The sequence below is a fragment of the Fodinicola acaciae genome, assembly GCF_010993745.1.
GTDB classification, from domain to species: Bacteria; Actinomycetota; Actinomycetes; order Mycobacteriales; family HKI-0501; genus Fodinicola; species Fodinicola acaciae.
Map to the genome: position 1 here is coordinate 760,306 of NZ_WOTN01000004.1, position 19,786 is coordinate 780,091.

The following is a 19,786-nucleotide window of genomic DNA, read 5'->3' on the forward strand; positions in this document are numbered from 1 at the left end:
CATCTACGAAGATTTGTTACAGATTATCGGGACGGAGGCTGACATCGGTGACGCTGGCTATCCGTGATGTGCCGCACGACCCGCGCAGCGCGGCCGCGGTACGCCGGGAGCTGAGCCGCGAGCTGGGGGCCAGGCGCGTCTCCGCGGAGCTGACCGACGACGTGGAGATCCTGGTCTCCGAGCTGGTCGGCAACGCGGTCCGGCACGCCAATCCGCTGCCGGGCGGCGTGTTGCGGATCGCCTGGGAGCTGGTGGGCAGCGCCGACAGCCACGAGGTCACCGTACGGGTCACCGACGGCGGCGCGATCAACTCCGCCGAGTTTCCGCACGAGGTGGACACGCCACTGGACGCCGAGACCGGCCGTGGCCTGCGCATCGTCGCCACGCTGGCGGCCGACTGGGGTGTCGAGAGCGAACATCCCGGCCAGTCGGTCTGGGCCGTGCTCCGGCAGAAGCGGGTGCCACTGGAGGCGGCCTCCTGACAGCGTCGTAGTCGGTCGACCACACTGAGTGTCCCACCCCGTGTCGGTTGGCAGGAGTTCGTCCGTTTACGCTCGGCGGGTCCGCAACGGTGACCAAGGGAGCTGCCGTCGTGAGCAAAACCGCCGCGCGTGAACGTCGGGCCGTACGGGTCCGGGACAAGCGAGCCAGTCGTGCCGCCGACACCTTCGTGAGCCGTCCGTTCGAGGGATTGGGCTCGGAGAGCGAATGGGTGGCGATGCGCGAGGTCGTGCCGTCGGCCACCGCGACCGTCCGGCTCACCGCCGCCGCCGGCGAGCGGCTCGCCGGCACCGAGGTCACGCTCGCCACCGTGCTGCCGTTGACCTGGCCGGGCCTGTGTACGCCGGACGGCCGCTGGATGATCGGCGTCCACGCCCCGGCGCGGTCCGGTGACCTCAGCCGCGACCTCGCGCAGGCGCTGGAGCTGGCGCTGACCGCGCCGCCCAACCACCGCGTCGTCGTCTCCGGGCTGCCAGGCCCCGGTCGCCGGCTGCAGGACCTGGTCGAGCCGGAGCCCCTGGACCTGCGGATCCACCCCAGCTTCGACTACTGGCTGAACATCGTCGAGCCGGTCGACGCCGAGGTCACCGCGGCGATGAAGCGCGCCAACTCGGTCATGGAGGCGACCGTCCGGCTGGCCGCCGCGCCGTCCGCGTACTGGTGCCGGTCCGGCGGCAAGCCGCAGCTGCGCTGGGTGCTGCCGTGGTCGGAGGACGCCGCGCTCGGCGCGCTGTCCCGCGTGTACGCGACCGACCAGCTCAGCCTGGGCGAGGGCTCGCGGTTCGTCGGCACCTACCGCGCACACGGCCTGCTCATCCCGGTGTGGGACCTGCCGGAGGAGCAGACCGCGCAGCGCTGGGAGGCCGCCGTGGCGGCGACGTACGAGGCACTGACCGCGGCCGAGGCGTCCACCGAGCCGATGACCGCCGCCGAGCGCCGCGTACGCGACGGACTGCGACTGCGCCAGATGACCCTGCGCTGACGACTATGCGAGGCCCGGATAGGCCGTGAACCCGCGGCCTCGGATGGTCGTGTCGCGGCGCTGACACGACTACCGTACGAACAGTGACCGAGAGCGCGGCGGAACCACCGGCCGGCGGCGACGAACCAGTCGCCGTGGCGGCCGAGGCGGAGCTCGGGCCGGAGGCCGCCGAGGAGGACGGCCTCGACCTCGCCGACGGCGATGCCGAGGCGGTCGAGGCGTTGCGCGCCGCACTCGACTGCCTGCACGGCGACCAGTTCGACGACATCATCGAGGCGTTGCGCGCGGCGGCCCGTGCCGAGGACCTGGCGCTGTCCACCCCGGACGGCGTGGCGGCCGCGTTCGCGCAGGTCATCGCGGAGCTGCAGGCTCGCGGCGTACGCGTCGACGGCCGGCCGATCAGCGGGCCGCTGGACGTGCTCGGCTGGATGGCCCGCGGCATCGAGGCGGTCGAGGCCGGCGAGCCATACTTCGACCTCGACCCGGGCCGACCGGACGCCGCACGGATGTTCTGGGCCGGCGATGTCATCGACCCGCAGACCGGTGAGTATGTCGCCGCCGATCCGAGTGCACCGGCCGGCGAGGACAACCGGCTGTCCAACAAGCACTTCGCCACCGTCGTGTCGAGCAAGCTGTGGCAGGAAGGCGTGGCCGCGACGCCGGTGGAGGAGACGCCGGACGGCCGGCTGATCAACAAGCTCGGCCTCGGCCGGCGCGCGGTCGGCGACTATCTGTCCGGCCTCATCGACTCCATGGAGGCCACCGGCACGGCCGCCGCCGACATGTCGCTGATGTGGCGCATCGGTGGGGGCGGCGGAGGCAGCGGCCGCAGCTCGAAGGCGGCGGTGAAGTCCTTCGGCAACGTCGTCGACCAGTTCCTGCACACGCAGTACGGCCTTCAGGCGTCGACCGCGATCTACGGTGCTCGCGCCGCTGGCGCGGCCGTGCCGGCGGTCGGTGTCGTGACCCAGGGTGCGTACGCCGCCTCGACGTACGCACAGCACGTGGCTCCCGCGCTCCGCGGAGCAGAGCCCGTCGTTGTCTACATGGCACAGGGCCGTGCGGCCGACGGCACGCGGTTGGCGCCGGCCGCGGCACGTCCGCGTCCGGTGACCGCCGCGGAGTTGGCCGCCGCGGCTCCGGTCGCGGCCGCCGGTGGTGCGGCGGCCGGCGTCGCTGGAGCCGCCGGCGCGGCGGCTGCCGAGACCGCTGCCGCTGGTACGGCGACCGTTGCTACGGCGACCGGCGGTGCGGCGGCGGCCACTGGAACGACCGCCGGAGTGGCAGGTGCCGAAGCCGGCGTCGCCGCCGGTGCGGCCGCGGGAGCAGCCGCGGCGGAGGAAGAGGAAAAGCAGTCCATTCTCGGCAAGTTGTGGGATCGCGCCAAGCCTGGCGACAAGCAGACCCCGAGCGATGTCACGAGCGGCAGGGAGGCCGCCAAGCTGGCCAGGGCCGAAGGCGGCGGCGAGCCGCCGGAGCCACTGGTCAGCTCGCAGTTCCGCGGCAACCAGGCCGCCAAGGTCGACGGACCGGCCGAACCACCGCGTACGCCTGCCGAGCCGTCAACTGGGCCGTCAGCTGGGCCGCCTGTCGAGCCGCCTCCGGCGGTCCACGTCGTCCAGGCCGACCAGTCGCCGATCGACCTCCGGTCAACGCCGCCGAGCACACCTGCGCCGCCGGCCACTCCACCGGTCACGCCGCCAGCCACACCGGTCGTGCCACCTGCCGTCAGCGCGCCACAGGCGCGCCCGGCACCACCGCGTACGCAGCCCCCTGCCGCCGCCGCGCCAGCCGTGCGCCAGGCACCGCCGGGTGTCCAGCCAGCCGACCAACCCCAGCAACCACTTCCGCCGCTGCCGTCGCGCGCCGAGCCACCACCACAAGGTGACCTGGCCGCGCCGCTGCCGGCCGCCGAGGCGCAACGCGCTCGCGACCTCCTCGACCGCGCCCGCCGCGCGCGCGAGCAGGCCCGGGGCCGTGGTGGCTCCGGCCAACCCCGCGAACGCCGCGCGTCACTGCCGCAGGAGCAGCCGCGTCCTCGCCAGTCACCACACCGGCCGAGCAAATAGCCAAGCTCAGCCGAGGTGGTCGAGCCGGTTGTAGTCGAGGAGTTCCCAACGGTCACCGCGCCGCCGCCAGCGCGTCACCGACGAGTTGCGCACCGGGTCGTCGCGTACGACCGAGCGCAGGTCGTCCTCGCTGAGGCCTTCGAGCACATAGCGAAGCATCAGTACGACCGCGTCGTGCGCGACGATGAGCGTGCGGTGGTCGTCCAGCTCGGCCAGTACGCCGCGGACCCGGATGCCGACATCGGCCAGCGACTCGCCGCCAGGCGGCCGGTAGAAGAGGTCGCCGACCCGGTCGCGGCGAGCCGACTCCTGCGGAAACCGGCGCCGGATGGCACCGGCGGTGAGCAGCTCGAAGGCCCCCATGTCACGGTCGCGCAGCCGCTCGTCCAGTGACAGCGGCGGCGCCGGCGTGAACGCTTCGCTGATCAGCTCGGCGGTGGCTCGTGCGCGTACGAACACCGATGACCGGATGACCTGTGGCCGTTCGCCGGACGGCAGGCCGGCCAGCCAGCGGCCGAGCGCCAGCGACTGGCGGCGGCCGGTCTCGGTCAGCACCACGTCCGCGTCGCGCGGTGGCAGGCCGGTCGGCTCCACGCCGGTCCGGTCGGCGATCGCGAAGGCCGCGTTGGCCGCGCTTTCCCCGTGGCGTACGGCGATGACCTGACGTTCCATCGCCGCGCGTCCCTCCCCGGTCTACCGCTGCAGGGGCTCGCGGCTGACCGGACAGGACATGCAGCGTGGCCCGCCGCGTCCGCTGCCGAGCTCGGAGCCGGCGATCCGGACGACTTCGATGCCGGCCTCCTCCAGCCGCGCGTTGGTCTCGATGTTGCGCTCGTACGCGACCGCCAGCCGCGGCTCGATGCACAGCGTGTTGTTGCCGTCGTCCCACTGCTCGCGCTCGGCGGTGACCGGGTCGAGGCCGGTGTCGATGACCCGCAGCATGTCGATCCGCATCGCCTTCGCCGCCGCGGTCAGGAACGGCTCCGGCCCGGTCAGCCGGGGCTGCTCGCCGGCCGTCATCGTGTAGGCGACCAGGCTGTCGGCGATGTTCGGATACATCACCACCGCGTCCACGTCGACCATCGTGCAGATCGTGTCCAGGTGCATCGTGGCGCGTTCCTGCGCGATCGGCAGCGCCAGCACGGTGTGCGCCAGGCCGCGCTCGAAGACCCGCTGTGCCAGCCGCTCGGCACCGGCCGGGGTCGTACGCTCGCCGACGCCGACCGCGATCACGCCGGGGGCGAGCAGCAGCACGTCACCGCCTTCGACGTGCTCGAAGCCCGGCTCGTACACCAGCTCGGTGCCGGCGAACCGCGGATGGTGCGTGTAGATCGCCTCGGTGAGCGTGGTCTCGCGCGACCGGGCCGGCATCGCGAAACTGGTCACCGCCACTTGGTCGCCGATCCACACACTGGAGTCGCGGGTGAACAGCAGGTTCGGCAGCGGGTCGATGACGAAGTCGTGCTCGTCCATCAGCGTGTACGTGAGCGTGTCGCGGCCGGTGCGCAGCTCGTGGTGCGCGAGACCCGCCATCAGGACCTCGGCGAGCGCGGTCGGCTCGAGCGTGTCCAGCAGCTGTCCGACCGCCTTGCGCAGGCCGACACCGAGCCGCGGGTCGGCGAGCACGGCCTCGGTCACCATCGCGCGCGCGTCTGGCACCGCGAGCGTCTCGCGTACGAGATCCGCCAGATAGAGCACTTCGACGCCGTGGCCGCGCAGCGCCTCGGCGAAGGCGTCGTGCTCTTCCTGTGCGCGGCCGACCCATGGGATGCCGTCGAAGAGCAGGTCGTCGTTGTTGCGTGGGGTGAGCCGTTTCAGCTCGGGTCCCGGCCGGTGCAGCATGACGGTGCGCAGCCGTCCTACCTCGCTGTCGGCGTACGGTTTCGCAGGCGGTGCGGTCACAGCAGCACCATATGCGCCGGCACCGGCAGGGATAACCCGAGGAGCCTTACGTGGCGCGCATAATTCGCTATGCGTGCCGTACGGTCGTGACTGATGGTCAGCATTGGTGATGAATTGTACGCCATGTCACGTTTCGTGCTATTTGTCGGAAAAGCTGTCTGACCAGCTCCGACATGTAACGAAAAGCCATCTCTGGAACGAAAAACAGGGTGGCGTCCGGTGGTGAGAATGTGACTTACCGTCGCCTGTCAACAGAAATACTGAGATTTACGGGGCCTTGGTTGTTGTCGTGTGCGCCAGACCGGTAATCTCGCGCGCCAAGGCAGTGCTAGCCGGAAACGGTGCCAAAGGAGTCACGTGCTGGATCTGCGCGGCGCGACACGGTGCGGTGTCGGCACCGCGGTGTGCCGTGTGCGCGCCAGCCGGGCCCTGCGCGTGATGCTGACGGTGGCCGCGGTGGCCGTCGGTTTCTGGTTGGCCGCCACTGTCTGGCAGCAGAGCGCATATGCCGACACCGTGCCGGCCGATCCCAACCAGAGTGTGGTCGGTTCCGTCGTCGGTGGCGTCACGGACCTGACCGGCGCCGCCAACACCGAAGGCAAGGCTGACGGCGCGACCGACCAGCCGGTTTCCGCGCCGGTGCGGTCTGGCCACGACAACGATCGCGACGGCCGGTCGTCCGGCGGTCTGCTTACTCATACGGTCGGCAGCCTGCTGAAGACCACCGACGACACTGTCGGATCGGTCGCAGGTGTCGTGCACGACCTGCCGGTCGTCGGCGGCAAGCCGGACAAGCCGGAGCCGATCCTGGACGACTTCCCCGGCCGGCTGCCGTGCTGCCTCGACCTACCGCTGCCGCTGCCGCTCCCGCAGCTGCCGGCGCCACCGAGCGCTCGCCCGGTCCCGGCGCCCGTGCCGGCGTCCGGGTCGACCGGCAGCGCTCTTCCCGACTTGCTGCCAAGCGTGCCGGCCGCCAAGCCGGCACCGGTGCGGCTGCACGCGACGGCCCCACTGGCCGGCGCGGCGCAACTGATCAGCGCGTCCGGTTCGCCGGCCGCGCCGGGTTCGTTCCCGGCGCAGCCGTTGTTCTCGGTGGCGTCCGGATCCGGTCACACCGGCACGGACGCGAGCGCCTGGCTCTACTCGCTCGGCTCGTCAGGGCTCGGGTCCACGATGTCCGGTCCGGTTGGTACTGATGATCTATTCATCCTGCATACCACCGCCAAGCCGGCTGTCTCTCCGGACTGAGTCGCTTCCCGGTGAGCTCGGACCCGCCAGCCAGGCGGCGTACGGCTCACAGCGCTTGACCACACGCCAAGTGACTAGAAGGGCCCTGAAACAGTGAACAAGTGGGTACGCCGATCGCTGGAGACAGCGATCCTGACCGCCGGGTTCGTGGCAGTGGGGGCTGGTGCGGCACACGCTGCCGAGACCGCCAACACGCCGGACGCCAGCGGCGCTTTGACTGACGCGGCACGGGCCGCGCCGGTCGCACTTCCCGACACGTCCAACGTCACCTCGATCGTGCAGTCCACGACCTCGCACGTGACGCAGACCGCCAGCAACACGGTGCACGTACTGGCCCCGCAGGCCAAGGCGGCACCGCAGCAGGCGCTTCAGATAGCCAACAGCCAGTCCGCGGTCGCGGCGGCCAAGGCCGCTGCCGCACAGAAGGCGGCGATCGCCAAGAAGGCGGCGGCCGCCGCCTACCAGGCCCGGCACAGCACGCAGACGCTGGCCGGCAAGCAGTCCCAGGCCGGCCTCGAGCTGCACGTCGCGCCCAACGGTGGCTCGGCACACGGCCACGTCGGCGACGCGCATGGCGGCGGCGATGTCGCGCTGCCGGACCTGCCGGACCTCGGTGGCCTGCCGGACCTCGGCACGCCGTCGGTCCCCACCCTGCCGACCACCCCGGCGCTGCCGAAGCTCGGCAAGCCCGACCTCGGGTCGCTGCCGGGTTCGGACCAGCTGCCGAGCCTGCCCGACCTCGGCTCGTTGCCGAGCCTGCCGGACGTTGGCTCGTTGCCGAGCGCGCCGGACCTGGGTTCGCTGCCGGTGCACCTGCCGGACGCGCACTCGTTGCCGGCCACTGGTCTGCCGAGCCTGCCGGACGTTGGCTCGTTGCCGAGCCTGCCCGACCTCGGCTCGTTGCCCAGCGCGCCGGATCTCGGCTCGCTGCCGCTGAGCGTGCCGGACGTACACACGCTGCCGGCGACCGGACTGCCCAGCGGCCTGCCGAGCGTCGGCTCGCTGCCGGGCCTGCCGTCGGTGCCGAGCACTCCGAGCTTGCCGGACCTGCCGGTGCTCGGTGACCTGCCAGGCGGCGGCCTGCCGGACGTCGGCAGCCTGCCGTCGCTGCCGGACCTGCCGGAGCTGCCGGGCCTCGGCTCGCTGCCGACCGGTGGCGTCGTACCGAGCGTGCCGTCGACCCTGCCGGCGCCGCAATACAAGACGCTGCCGGCCAACGGCCTGCCCGGCCTGCCCGACCTCGGCCTGCCGTCGCTGCCTGACCTGCCGGAGCTCGGCTCGTTGCCGGACCTGCCGACGGCCGGTCTGCCGTCGCTGCCGGACCCGGGTCAGCTGCAGACGTTGCCGAGCCTGCCGGACACGCCGGATCTCGGCGGCCTGCCGAGCCTGCCTGGCGTGCCGGACCTCGGCCTGCCGGGCCTGGGTGAGCTGCCTGGTCTGGGCAGCCTGCCGAGCCTGCCGGGCACCGGCGTCGTACCCAACAACCCCAGCCTGCCGGATCTCGACGGCGGCCTGAGCTCGGTGCCGGTCGTCGGCTCGCTGCTCGGTGGGGTGGACGCACCGACCACGCCGGCACTGCCGGGCCTGCCGGGTCTGAGCGACCTGCCGAGCCTGCCCAGCCTCGGCGACCTGCCGGGTTCGGATCAGCTGCCCGGCCTGGGTGACCTGCCGTCGCTGCCGGACCTGCCGGACGCCGGCAGTCTGCCCAGCGCTCCGAGCCTGCCGAGCGTCGGCGGTCTCGGCGGCCTGCTCGGCTCGCTGCCGGTCGTCGGAAGCGTTGTCGGCGCGGTCGAGGACCTGCCGGTCCTCGGCTCGGTGGTCGGAGGCGTGGAGTCGACGGTCGACACGGTCACCGACACCACGACCCACCTGGTCGCCCCGGCCAAGCCACATCCGGTCACGCACGCGCAGTCTGACCTGCTCGGCACGGTCGGCAACACCGTGAGTGGCCTCGGTGGCACGCTCACCGAGACCGCGAGCTCGGTGGTCGGCGGCCTGTCCGGCGGCGAGAGCGCCATCAGCCTGCCGGGTCTCGGCGGTGTCGGCGGTGTTGTCGATGGCGGCACCGAGGTGCTCGGCAACATGATGCACGGCCACGGCGGCACGCAGGGTGGCGGCGCGCTCGCCGGCCTGCCGGGCCTGCCGGGCAGCAGCCAGGCCGGCAGCCAGGCCGGCAGCCAGCCGGGCAGCCAGCCGGGTCAGACCGGCGGTGCTTCGCAGGCCGGTGGCGGCGCCAGCGGCGTCTTCACCCCGTCGGCTCCGGCCAGCACTCCGCAGAGTGGCACCGGCACGCAGGTCGGCGACGTGCCGACCGGCGCTCCGGAGACCGGTGGCGGCTCCACCGCCACCTCCGGCAGTGCGAGCGACGGCTGGAACGAAGGCGCGCTGCTCGCGGGTGGCCTGCTGATCGGTGCGGCCGCGGCCGCCTCGGTTGCTCGGCGGCGTAGCCGGCGGGCATGAGCGGTTTAGAAAGCAGAAGGCGTTTCGTCACGGTGGTGGCGACCCTCGTGGTCGTCGCCGTCGTGGCGGGCGTCGGTTATGGCCTGGTGTCCCTGTTCTTCGGGGCGCCAGGCTCCCGACCGCCGGCGACGGCACAGGCACCGTCCGGCGCTCCGACGCCGTCGGCCAGCACGCCGGCGCTGAGCCATTCCATCCCGACCCACCTGTCGATCCCGGCGATCGGCGTGGACGGCGCACTGCAGCAGGTTGGCGTCGATCCGGCGCGAAACACGCTGCAGCAACCCGCCAAGCCGGCACAGGCGGCCTGGTTCAAGAACTCGCGTACGCCTGGGCAGACCGGCGCCGCGATCCTGGTCGGCTACATCTCCACCGGCACCAAGACCCACGGCGTCTTCGCCAAGCTCGGCGCGCTCAAGCCGGGCGGCGAGATCCGGATCGCGCGGGCCGACGGCACGACGGTCGTCTTCGCGGTGGACAGCATCACCGAATACGCGGCCAACGAGCTGCCGACCGACAAGGTCTTCGCCAACACCGCCGAGCCGACTCTGCGGATCATCACCTGCGGCGGCTCCCTGCACGGCGGCGGCAAAACCTCGACCAACGTCGTCGTTTACGCACACATGACAGCCACGGCCTAGGCTGGCACCGTGCCTGGTGTCCCTCCACAGCGATTCACCTATCTCGGTCCGGAAGGTACGTTCGCCGAGCAGGCGCTGCTGACGATCGCGGCGGCCCGCGACGGCGTACGCGAGCCGGCCGCCAACGTGCCCGAGGCGCTCGACGCCGTACGGGCCGGCGAGGCCGGCGCGGCGTTGGTGCCACTGGAAAACTCCGTCGAAGGCGCGGTCGGCGTCACGCTCGACGAGCTGGCCTTCGGCGAGCCGTTGCAGATCACCAGAGAGGTGTTGCTGCCGGTGCGGTTCGGCCTGTTCGGCCGTCCCGGCACCGAGCTGTCCGCCGTACGCACCGTCGCCAGCCATCCGCACGGCCTGGCGCAGGTGCGCTCCTGGATGCGCAAGAACCTGCCGGACGCCGAGCAGCGCTCCACCTCCTCGACCTCGGAGGCGGCGACCGCGGTGGCGCGCGGCGACTTCGACGCGGCGGCCTGCGCGGCGGTGGCCGGCGAGCGCAATCATCTGCGGCTGTTGGTCGACGACATCGGTGAGGAGTCCGACGCGGTCACCCGGTTCGTGCTGGTGACGCGGCCAGGCCGGCCGCCGGAGCGCACCGGCGACGACTTCACCTCTTTCGTCGCGTTCATCGCGCACGACCGCGCCGGCGCGCTCCTGGAGGTGCTGACCGAGCTGGCCGTACGCGGCATCAACCTGACCAGGATCGAGTCGCGGCCGACCAAGGAGCGGCTCGGCCGCTATTGCTTCTTCCTCGACTGCACCGGCCACATCAACGACGACCGGGTCGGCGAGGCGCTGATGGGTCTGCGGCGGATCTGTGCGGACGTACGCTTCCTCGGCTCCTATCCGGCCGCCGAGCCGTCGCCGCCCTACACCAGCCGGCCGGGCACGTCCGACGCCGACTTCACCGACGCGGCCGCGTGGCTGCGCGCCCTGCGGGACGGATCCGAGCGCGGGTGAAGCGGCTGCTGGTGTTCCGGCACGGGCAGAGCGAGGCCAACCTGGTCGGCAGCCTGGACTGCGAGGTGCCCGGTCCGCCGCTCACCGAGCGGGGCCGGCAGGAGGCGAAGGCGCTGGTCGACACGCTCGCCGGCGAGGACGTGGCGGCCATCTGGGCCTCCACGATGATCCGGTCGCAGCAGACCGCGCAGCCACTGGCCGACGCCCGCGGCCTGTCCGTACGCGTCCGCGCCGACCTGCGCGAGTGCCACGTCGGTGACCTGCACGCCCGGCACGACGAGGAGGCGCACGAGCTCTTCGACGAGATGGCGGTCGCCTGGTGGCTCGACGCCAACCTGGACGTACGCCGGCCGGGCGGTGAGTCCGGGCGTGAGGTCGTCGACCGGATCGGCGCGGTGCTGACCGAGGCCGTCGGCTCGCTCGCCGAAGGTGAGACCGCGGTCGTGGTCTCGCATGCGGCGGCGATCCGGCTGACGATCCCGCAGCTGTGTCCCGGCATCTCGCCGCTGCACGCACTGCGCCACCACCTGCCCAACACCGGCCTGGTGGAGGTGGAGGTCAACGGCGGCGACTGGCTGTGCCGCAGCTGGAACGGCGCGCCGCCGGGTTAGAGCCCGCCGGAAGCGGAGAGCAGCGCGCCGGTCTTCGGGTCGAGCGTGACCAGCTGGCCGCCGGCTCGTACGAAGACATAGTCGGCCGTGCTCGTGACGCTGTCGATGGCCGGGATGATCCCTGGCTCAGGTTTGTCGGTCTTGGCCAGGCTCAGGCCGGTGCGCGGGTTGAGCCCCTCGTACGTGCAGGGGCTCGCCGAGGTGCCGCTCTCGTCCAGGCAGGACGCGACGACGACCGCGTACGCGCTGACCGCGACCCGTTGCTTGTCACTGCTGCTCTTCACTCTGCTGCTTTGGTTCCACAGCCGCTTGCCGGTGGCCACGTCGATGGCCCAGATCTCCGGCTTCTCGCTGTCGAAGGACGGTGCCGCCTCGACGATCGCCACGCCGGCGACGATGCCGCGCGGCATGAACCTGTAGTTCTTGGCGGTGAAGACCGTACGCACGACACCGTTGGCGGGGTTGATCGTCCGCAGCTGGCCGGCGCCGTCCTTGTCGTCGGCCCACTGCAGGCCGCCGATGTCGGTGCGGTCGTCGTCGCGCCAGATCGACGGGATCGGGTCGTCGTCTTGTGGCTGGTAGCTGTGCTGGAAAAGCTTGGAAAGACTCGGCAGTGAATAACCGACCGCGCAGCTGTATCCGGACGACATCAGCGCCACGACCTGCTTGCGGTCGGCGCTGAAAAGCCAGTCGTCGGCGTCGGCGTGTACGTCGGTGATGCTCACCTGGCAGGCCGGCGCCGCGGAGTGCAGCGTGCCGCCGGTCGCCGGGTCGATGACCTTCAGCGCGTGACCGTAGGGTGCCTTCACCTCGTCGTCGACGACGACCTTGTCACCGACGACCCACAGGTCCCGCGGCTGCGACTCCAACGTGGTGTTGCCGGCGGGCCGGCCGCTGGCCAGGTCGAAGGCCTGGACGCGGCCGTCCTTGCTCAGCGCCACCACATGTCGGCCGGCGACGACGGCACAGGACGAGTCGCACGGACCGGCCAGGTCGTTGGACAGGGTCTGGATCCATTTGCGCTGACCGGTCGCCAGGTCGAAGCCAAACGCGGCGCTCTTGGTGATCGCGACGCCGGTCGTACCAGCCGCCACCAGCTGCTCGAAGGAGTCGTCCTCGCCGATCTCCGGCCCGGTCCACACCACCTTTCCGGACGCCGGTGTCAGCCGGCGTACGACCGCCTTCGGCTTGTCGGAGCCCGGCTTCCACCCCATCACCAGCACGTCCTTGGTGCCCGCCACCGGCACCGGTGCCGTCTCGACCTGGAATCGATCGTCGGCGCCGCCATACGCACTGGTCAGGCCGCTGAACCAGGTGAAAGCGTACGAGCCGGCGCCGATGTCGGCGGCCAGGACGACCGCGGCGGTGGCCAGGCCGACCGTCACGCCGATCCAACCCCGTTTGCGCCGCTTCGGCGGAGGTGGCGGCGGGTCCGCCGGACGAGGTGGTGTCGGGTACGGAAGCGTCGCCTTCGCCGGCGCTTCGCCGCTCGCCAACGCGGCGCGGCACCGGTCCGAGGTCCACCGCTGCGCCGGATCCTTGATCAACATGCCGTGCAACACCGGCGCGATCCAGCCGGCCAGCCGCATCGGGTCCGGCGCCTCGGTGACCGCGGCGGCCAGCGTGGTGAGCTGGCTGTCCCGCACGTACGGCGGCCGTCCTTCGACCGCTGTGTAGAGCGTCGCGCCGAGCGAGTAGATGTCGCTCGGCGGACCGGCGGTCTCGCCGCGTACCCGCTCCGGCGCGACGTACGCGGGCGAGCCGACCAGATAGCCGGTCTTGGTGGTCGACACCTGGCCGAGCTCGAAGGCGATGCCGAAGTCGGTCAGCGTCGGGTTGCCGTTGGCGTCCACGATCACGTTGGCCGGCTTCACGTCCCGGTGCAGCACGCCGGCTTCGTGCGCGGCGTCGAGCGCGCCGAGCAACGCGACACCGATCTTGGCGACCTGGTCGGGCGGCAGCGGCCCGTCCCGTTCGACGAGGTCGTCGAGCGAACGGCCCGGCAGCAGCTCCATGACGATCCACGGCTGGTCGTCGACGATCAGCACGTCGTGCACCTGGCAGATCGCCGGATGCCGCAGCCGGGCGCCGAGCCGGGCCTCGCGGAGCAGCCGTTGGAAGCTGCTGCGCCGCTCCCGCTCGGGGATGCCGTCCGGCAGCCGCACCTGCTTGAGGGCCACCTCGCGGTGCAGCATCTCGTCGCGAGCCCGCCAGACCGTACCCATCCCACCGGCGCCGATCCGTGCGAGCATCCGGTATCGCTCGGCAACCAGCCGCTCGCCGCTCACATGCGGCAGGCTATGGTCCCGGCGCCGCGGCCGCTGCCTTTCCGGCAAACCTTCACCCGTTTGGCCATGGTGAGGGTCAGCGGCCGCCGGTGCCGGTGCTGGACTGGCCGGAGTAGCCCTCGGACGGCTGGATGATGACGTAACCCTGGCCGTTGAAAACGATCTGGAACATCTCGCCGGAGCCACCCTTGAGGATCGACTTGAGACCCTGCGAGCGGTGGATCGAGGTCTGCAGGTTGGCCGACCAGCCGATGATCGCGTCGGTGTCGACGAATACCGGATAGTTGGGCTGTACGGGGATGACGATCGGCTGGCCGTCGCAGGTGATGGCGACCTTCCCCTGGCCGGTGAACACGCTGTTGAACAGGCCGCCGCCGAACATGCCGGCACCCTGCACCATCTTGATGTCGTACTGCAGGCTCGGGTCGAAGACCAGCACGTTGCGGCCGTTGATGGACAGCGCGTCGCCCTGCTCCAGGTCGAGGATGAAGCAGTCGTGCGCGAGGTCGGCGAACCACACCTCACCCTGGCCGCGGCAGACCATCAGCGACAGGCCCTCGCCGGTGAACTGGCGCTTGAGGAAGTTGCCGACACCCTGTGACTTGGTCTCGATCTGGATGTTGCCGCGGTAGGCGATCATGGCACCCTGCTTGGCCAGGACCTCGCCGTTCACCGCGTACTTGACACACTTCTTGTGCTGGAGACTCATTCCCGGCGCCTGCGCCGCCTGCGCCATGTTCTCCGAGCCAAAGATGTCACCGCGCATCGTGCTGTCCTCCGTAAAGAAACTGTTGCCGCTCACCGTAGACGGTCGCGCTGAGCGACCGGTCGCTGAGCAGGTCGTGTCGGTCGAATACTGCGCGAACGGATCTTGACACCGGGCCCGTCAGCCCCAGCCGAGCGCGTGCAGCCGCTCGTCGTCGATGCCGAAATGGTGCGCTATTTCGTGTACGACGGTGATCGTGACCTCCTCGACCACGTCGTCCTCGGTGTCGCAGATGGCCAGCGTCGGATTGCGGAAGATCAGGATCCGGTCCGGCAGCACGGCGCCGTAGTCCCAGCCGCGCCGGGTCAGGTCGATGCCCTCGTAGAGGCCCAGCAGCGGCGGGTCCTCGGGCGAGTCGTCCTCGACGAGTACGACCACGTTGTCCAGCATCCGCATGAGCTCTTCGGGCACCTGGTCGAGCGCGTCGGCGACCAGCTCCTCGAACCGCTCGCGGCTCATCTCGATCGCCATCAGCGACCAACGTTCTTCAGTGCCTCGCGGCGGGACAGCCCGGACAGCCGGTCACCCATGCCGTCCACATAGGACACCACCCAGTCCGGGTCGTGCCAGGCCAGGTCGCGCAGAGCCCAGCCGATCGCCTTGCGGATGAAGAACTCGCGACTGTCCACATTGGGCTCGATGACCTCGGCCAGCAGGTCGTAGTCGGTCCCCGCCTTCGCACCCACCTGACAGATGATGGCCGTACGCCGCAACCACATGTCGTCGTGCGTCGACCAGTTGCGGACGACTGGCGTGACGATTTCGGCGTACGCGCGGCGAATCGGACCGATCCGGCGGATCGCCACCTCGTCGACGTGGTCCCACCAGGCGCCGCTGGTGACCATTTCCTCATACATCGGCAACGCGTCCGGGTCCTGCCAGCTCGCGTACGGCTTCCAGCCGGTGAGCTCGCGCGCGGCATACATTTCCTCGCGAAAACCGGCTTTCCGCCACAATGTCAGCGCCGTGTCCGTCCACATGCGACGGTCGGCCAGCGGATATCTCGCGAAGACTTCCTCGCAGATCTGCCGAAGTGGCGCCGACTGTACGCCGCGATAGGGCATCGCCGACTTCATGTAGGCCCGCATGCCCGGCGCCTTCTCCGGATTCGCCGCGGCGGCGAGGCCCTCGCGGATGGCCGTCACCAGCCCCCGGTTGGTGGCCATCACCAGTTCGTCGGGATCGGGCGGCCCTCTTCGTAGCCGGCCGACGACTGCACGCCGATCACCGCTCGCTCGGCGAACTCGGCCAAACTGCTGGCGCCGGCGTACGTGCACGACGACCTGACACCGGCGACGATCGCGTCGATGATGTCCTCGACACCGGGATGCGTCTCGTCCAGGTACATCTTGGAGGAGCTGATTCCCTCGCTGAACAACTCTTTCCTGGCCCGCTCGAAGGCGTTTTCGGTGCGGGTCCTGGCCTGCACGGCCCGCGCCGACGCCATTCCGTACGACACCTTGTAAAGCCGGCCGTCGGCGGCGGTCTGCAGGTCGCCGGCCGACTCGTACGTGCCGGCCAGCCAGGAGCCGACCATGACGTTGGACGCGCCGGCGGCCAGCGCCAGCGCCACGTCACGCGGATGCCGTACGCCGCCGTCGGCCCACACGTGGCTGCCGAGTTCTCGTGCCTGCGCGGCACATTCGGCGACCGCGGAGAACTGCGGCCGGCCGACGCCGGTCATCATCCGGGTCGTACACATGGCGCCGGGTCCGACGCCGACCTTCACGATGTCGGCGCCGGCCTCGACCAGGTCGCGTACGCCTTCCGCCGACACCACGTTGCCGGCCACGACCGGCACCGTCGGACGCACGGATTTCACCGCGCGCAAAGCGGAAACCATCTTTTCCTGGTGGCCGTGCGCGGTGTCCACGACGATCAGGTCGGCGCCGGCGGACAGCAACGCGGCGGTTTTCGCCGCGACGTCACCGTTGATGCCGATCGCCGCGGCGATCCGCAAGCGACCGCGGGCATCCAGCGCCGGCTGGTAAATCGTGGAGCGCAACGCGCCGCGCTGGGTGAGCACGCCGACCAGGTGGCCCTGCTCGTCCACCACCGGCGCGACCTTGCGGCGACCCTCGTGGAGCACCTGGTAGGCCTTGTCCAGCGGCGCGCCGGCCGCGATGGTCAGCACCTCCGCACTCATCACCTCGCGCAGCTGGGTGAACTGGTCGACGGCCGCCAGGTCGCTGCTGGTGACGATGCCGACCGGCTTGTCGCCGTCCACGACGATGATCGCCCCATGCGCACGCTTGGTGATCAGGCCGGCGGCCGACGCGACGGTGTCGGTGGGCGCCAGCGTCAGCGCCGTGTCGTACACCTGGTGCCGCTGCTTCACCCAGGCGATGACCTCGCTGACGATGTCGAGCGGGATGTCCTGCGGCAACACGGCCAGGCCGCCGCGGCGCGCCACCGTCTCGGCCATCCGGCGCCCGGCGATGGCCGTCATGTTGGCCACCACCAGCGGGATCGTCGTGCCGGAGCCGTCCGAGGTGGTCAGGTCGACGTCCAGCCGCGAGGTCACCGCGGACCGCGACGGGACCATGAAGACGTCGTTGTAGGTCAGCTCGTACGGCGGCGCCGCACCATTCAGAAACCGCACGTCGCGAGCCTACTGGGGATTTCCCGCCGGTGGCTTGTGCGCACGTTGGATAAGGTGCCTGGGTGCTGATCAGCAAGGGCCAGAATGTCCCGGTCAACACGGCGGCGGTGCGGGTCGTGGTCGGCTGGAAGGACACCGAGTTCGCTCCCAGCGTGCAGGTCTGCGCGCTGTTGCTGTGTCCCAACCGGGTGCGTACGGACGACGACTTCGTCACGCCGGACAACAAGGTGCACCGCTCCGGGACCGTACGGTTCACCGGCGACACCACCATCGACGGTGTCAGGTCCGGCAACCTGCTGGTCGCGCTGGCCGGGATGGACCCGCCGGTGCAGCGCATCGCGGTGGTCGGCTCGGCGGTCGGCGGCTATTTCGGCCAGCTGTCCGACCTGCACATCCAGATCATGAGCGCGACCGGCGGCGAGGAGATCGCCCGCTTCGACACCAGGGAGACCGGCCGCGAGCGGGTCTTCGTGATGGGCGAGCTCTATCGGCGCGACGGTGGCTGGAAGTTTCGCGCGGTCGGCCAGGGATATCGCAGCGGCCTGGCCGGACTGGCCAACGATTTCGGTCTCACACCGCCCATCGACGACACGGCGCCACCCGAGCCGTCGCTGCCGTCGAAACCGGCCAAGCCGGCCGAACGCAAGAAACGGCCGGCTCCGCAGCCACCACCACAACAACACGGCTATCCGCAGCCTGACGGCCGGCCGCCGTATCCGCCAGGCCAGCCACCTCACCAACCACCCCTCCAGCCGTGGCCGCCGCAGCGACCGTACGCGCAACCCGGTCGTCCGGCTGGCCCGTACCAGGGACCGCCACCGGGCATGCCGCCGGGCATGCCGCCTGGACCGGCGCGTCGTCAACCGCCTCCACCGCCGGGCTATCGCCACCCTCCGCGACCGCCGGGTGGCCGATAGTTCGAGTCTCATTTCGGGCGGCTGCCGTCAAACCCGCACAGGGTGCCTCTCGCTCCGACCGGCCGGACCGCGTAGGGTAAGCGCCAGCACGCGCCTGGTAACCCCCTGCCAGTGGATTCGTGACGTTCGAGACTCAAGGAGGCTCCATGTCGCACATCCGCGAAGGCGGCCGGTGATGCCCACCCTTCATCCGCCGGCACTGGTCGCGCAGTATCGAGCGACCGGCGCCTGGACCGACGACACCGTCGACAGCCTGTTCCGCGCCAGGGTCGCAGAGACGCCCGACCGGATCGCGGTGGTCGACCCGCCGAACAAGCCGGCCCTGACCGGCGGCGAGCCGCAGCGCTGGACCTGGCGCGAGCTGGACGCCGCGGTCGACCGGCTGGCCGCGGCGCTGGTCACCCGCGGCGTCGGCCACCAGGACGTGGTGGCCGTACAGCTGCCCAACTCCGTCGACCTGGTGCAGGCGGTGCTCGCGGTGAGTCGGATCGGCGCGGTGCTCACGCCGTTTCCGGTGCAGTTCCGTGAGCGCGAGCTGGCGCACATGTGCCAGGTGACCGAGGCGACCGTCTTCATCACCTGCCAGCAGGTCAACAACCGTCCGCTCGCCGAGGTCGCGTCGCAGATCAGCGCGCAGGTGCCGTCGCTGCGGCGCGTCCTGGTGCTGCGCGGTGACGGGCCGGCCGGTCCGTCCGCGCCGTCCCGCCAGCAGCTCCAGCAGTATCTGGCCGGCCTGCGTACGGACCCCAACGACTGCTTCTCGATCTGCTGGACCTCGGGCACCGAGGCGCCGCCGAAAGGCGTGCCGCGCAGCCACTACGACTGGATGGCGATCGCGCGCGTGTGCCGCGAGTCGGCTCGGCTCACCGCCGACGACATCGTGCTCAGTCCGTTTCCGATGGTGAACATGGCCGGTTTCGGCGGCCTGATGCTGCCGTGGCTGATGTCCGGCTGCACGCTGGTCCAGCACCATCCGTTTGAGCTTGAGATCTTTCTCGACCAGCTGCAGAGCGAGCGCGCGACGTACACGATCATCGCGCCGGCGCTGATGGCCAGGCTGATGGACTCCGAGGAGACGCTGCGCAACACCGACCTGTCGTCGCTGCGGCTGATCGGCTCCGGCTCGGCGCCGCTGACGGCGGAAACCGTCGCCGCCTGGGAGAAGGAGACCGGCGCCGGCGTGGTCAACTTCTTCGGCTCCAACGAGGGGACCTGCCTGGTGTCCACGCCGGAGCAGATCCCCGACCCGTACGAGCGGTCGGTGCGCTTTCCCCGGTCCGGGGTCGCCGGCACCAGCCTGGACGGCTCGATGGAGCTGCGGCTGCGGGACCGGGACACCGGCGAGATCCTGTCCGCGCCAGGCGCCGAAGGCGAGCTCGAGCTGCGTGGTCCGACGCTGTTCGCCCACTATCTGGCCGGCACCTCCGAGTCCTACATCGACGCGGACGGCTGGTTCCGCACCGGTGACCTGTTCCGGATCGAAGGCGAGCACGGCCAGTATCTGGCCTACGTCGACCGGGTCAAGGACATCATCATCCGCGGCGGCATCAACATCGCGCCGGCTGAACTGGAGGCCATGCTGGCCGCGCACCCGAGCGTCGCCGACGTGGCCGTCATCGGCGTACACGACGACGAGATGGGTGAGCGTACGTGCGCCGTCGTCGTGCCGACCCCCGGCACCACGCCGACGCTGAAGGACCTGGTGGACTTCCTGCGGCGCAAGAAGATCTCGTCGTACAAGCTGCCCGAGCGGCTGCGGATCGTGGACAGCCTGCCGCGGCTGCCCAGCGGCAAGCTGCTCAAGCGGCAACTGCAGGTCCAGCCGGAGTCGGCGCGCGCCTAGGAGTC

At 70.9% G+C, this 19,786-nt stretch carries 17 protein-coding genes; 10 read left to right on the forward strand and 7 right to left on the reverse strand.

Going from position 1 to position 19,786, the window contains the following annotated elements; all coding sequences use genetic code 11:
• Positions 1-47: 47 nt before the first annotated feature.
• From GNX95_RS39065 to GNX95_RS39075, 3 genes are all read left to right on the forward strand, one after another.
• Positions 48-482 carry an ATP-binding protein gene (locus GNX95_RS39065; RefSeq protein ID WP_222854274.1) on the forward strand — a complete coding sequence of 145 codons (435 nt, stop codon included), beginning with the start codon at positions 48-50 and terminating at the stop codon, positions 480-482.
• Between the two features lie 110 nt (positions 483-592).
• Positions 593-1,483 (forward strand): DUF5926 family protein, encoded by an 891-nt coding sequence (locus GNX95_RS39070; protein ID WP_163512872.1) that lies wholly within the window; start codon positions 593-595, stop codon positions 1,481-1,483.
• A gap of 83 nt (positions 1,484-1,566) precedes the next feature.
• Positions 1,567-3,552: a hypothetical protein gene (locus tag GNX95_RS39075; RefSeq protein ID WP_163512875.1), complete on the forward strand. Its 1,986-nt coding sequence runs from the start codon at positions 1,567-1,569 to the stop codon at positions 3,550-3,552.
• A 6-nt stretch (positions 3,553-3,558) separates the two neighbouring features.
• Here the strand turns inward: GNX95_RS39075 and GNX95_RS39080 are convergent, their stop codons facing one another.
• Both GNX95_RS39080 and GNX95_RS39085 read right to left on the reverse strand, forming a co-directional pair.
• Positions 3,559-4,224 (reverse strand): histidine phosphatase family protein, encoded by a 666-nt coding sequence (locus GNX95_RS39080; RefSeq protein ID WP_163512877.1) that lies wholly within the window; start codon positions 4,222-4,224, stop codon positions 3,559-3,561.
• A gap of 21 nt (positions 4,225-4,245) precedes the next feature.
• A complete protein-coding gene (locus GNX95_RS39085) occupies positions 4,246-5,454 on the reverse strand; it encodes an arginine deiminase (RefSeq protein WP_281357007.1) in 1,209 nt (402 codons plus the stop codon).
• 357 nt (positions 5,455-5,811) lie between these two features.
• Here GNX95_RS39085 and GNX95_RS39090 point away from each other — a divergent pair, with 357 nt between their 5' ends.
• The 5 genes from GNX95_RS39090 (at position 5,812) to GNX95_RS39110 (ending at position 11,365) form a co-directional block, all read left to right on the forward strand.
• Complete coding sequence (locus GNX95_RS39090) at positions 5,812-6,702, forward strand: hypothetical protein (protein ID WP_163512879.1); 891 nt, start codon at positions 5,812-5,814, stop codon at positions 6,700-6,702.
• A gap of 93 nt (positions 6,703-6,795) precedes the next feature.
• Entirely contained in the window at positions 6,796-9,162 is a 2,367-nt protein-coding gene (locus GNX95_RS39095) for a hypothetical protein (RefSeq protein ID WP_163512881.1), read from the forward strand.
• Positions 9,159-9,800 carry a sortase domain-containing protein gene (locus GNX95_RS39100; protein ID WP_163512882.1) on the forward strand — a complete coding sequence of 214 codons (642 nt, stop codon included), beginning with the start codon at positions 9,159-9,161 and terminating at the stop codon, positions 9,798-9,800. The genes GNX95_RS39095 and GNX95_RS39100 overlap by 4 nt, the downstream gene beginning before the upstream one ends.
• Positions 9,801-9,809: 9 nt before the next feature.
• On the forward strand, positions 9,810-10,754 hold the full coding sequence (gene pheA, locus GNX95_RS39105) for a prephenate dehydratase (protein ID WP_163512884.1): 945 nt from the start codon (positions 9,810-9,812) through the stop codon (positions 10,752-10,754).
• Positions 10,751-11,365 carry a histidine phosphatase family protein gene (locus GNX95_RS39110; RefSeq protein WP_163512886.1) on the forward strand — a complete coding sequence of 205 codons (615 nt, stop codon included), beginning with the start codon at positions 10,751-10,753 and terminating at the stop codon, positions 11,363-11,365. The genes pheA and GNX95_RS39110 overlap by 4 nt, the downstream gene beginning before the upstream one ends.
• Here GNX95_RS39110 and GNX95_RS39115 read toward each other — a convergent pair.
• From GNX95_RS39115 to GNX95_RS39135, 5 genes are all read right to left on the reverse strand, one after another.
• Positions 11,362-13,653, reverse strand: a complete 2,292-nt coding sequence (locus GNX95_RS39115; RefSeq protein ID WP_163512889.1) for a protein kinase domain-containing protein — start codon at positions 13,651-13,653, stop codon at positions 11,362-11,364. The genes GNX95_RS39110 and GNX95_RS39115 overlap by 4 nt on opposite strands.
• A gap of 76 nt (positions 13,654-13,729) precedes the next feature.
• On the reverse strand, positions 13,730-14,419 hold the full coding sequence (locus tag GNX95_RS39120; protein WP_163512891.1) for an AIM24 family protein: 690 nt from the start codon (positions 14,417-14,419) through the stop codon (positions 13,730-13,732).
• A gap of 120 nt (positions 14,420-14,539) precedes the next feature.
• Entirely contained in the window at positions 14,540-14,890 is a 351-nt protein-coding gene (locus GNX95_RS39125) for a metallopeptidase family protein (protein ID WP_163512892.1), read from the reverse strand.
• On the reverse strand, positions 14,890-15,585 hold the full coding sequence (locus tag GNX95_RS39130) for a DNA alkylation repair protein (RefSeq protein WP_163512894.1): 696 nt from the start codon (positions 15,583-15,585) through the stop codon (positions 14,890-14,892). The genes GNX95_RS39125 and GNX95_RS39130 overlap by 1 nt, the downstream gene beginning before the upstream one ends.
• Positions 15,585-17,021 (reverse strand): GuaB1 family IMP dehydrogenase-related protein, encoded by a 1,437-nt coding sequence (locus GNX95_RS39135; protein ID WP_163512896.1) that lies wholly within the window; start codon positions 17,019-17,021, stop codon positions 15,585-15,587. Before GNX95_RS39135 ends, GNX95_RS39130 begins: the two co-directional genes overlap by 1 nt.
• 62 nt (positions 17,022-17,083) lie before the next feature.
• On the opposite strand from GNX95_RS39135, the gene GNX95_RS43965 reads away from it, so the two are divergent.
• On the forward strand, positions 17,084-17,938 hold the full coding sequence (locus tag GNX95_RS43965; RefSeq protein ID WP_163512898.1) for a TerD family protein: 855 nt from the start codon (positions 17,084-17,086) through the stop codon (positions 17,936-17,938).
• A 175-nt stretch (positions 17,939-18,113) separates the two neighbouring features.
• Positions 18,114-19,781 (forward strand): class I adenylate-forming enzyme family protein, encoded by a 1,668-nt coding sequence (locus GNX95_RS39145; protein ID WP_163512900.1) that lies wholly within the window; start codon positions 18,114-18,116, stop codon positions 19,779-19,781.
• Positions 19,782-19,786: the final 5 nt, after the last annotated feature.

What these genes read in the sequence shown, in the direction of transcription:
- GNX95_RS39080 (WP_163512877.1), bottom strand. Translation starts at nt 4,224, where the DNA reads ATGGAACGTCAGGTCATCGCCGTACGCCACGGGGAAAGCGCGGCCAAC.
- GNX95_RS39100 (WP_163512882.1), top strand. Translation starts at nt 9,159, where the DNA reads ATGAGCGGTTTAGAAAGCAGAAGGCGTTTCGTCACGGTGGTGGCGACC.
- GNX95_RS39120 (WP_163512891.1), bottom strand. Translation starts at nt 14,419, where the DNA reads ATGCGCGGTGACATCTTTGGCTCGGAGAACATGGCGCAGGCGGCGCAG.
- GNX95_RS39125 (WP_163512892.1), bottom strand. Translation starts at nt 14,890, where the DNA reads ATGGCGATCGAGATGAGCCGCGAGCGGTTCGAGGAGCTGGTCGCCGAC.
- GNX95_RS39130 (WP_163512894.1), bottom strand. Translation starts at nt 15,585, where the DNA reads ATGGCCACCAACCGGGGGCTGGTGACGGCCATCCGCGAGGGCCTCGCC.
- GNX95_RS39145 (WP_163512900.1), top strand. Translation starts at nt 18,114, where the DNA reads ATGCCCACCCTTCATCCGCCGGCACTGGTCGCGCAGTATCGAGCGACC.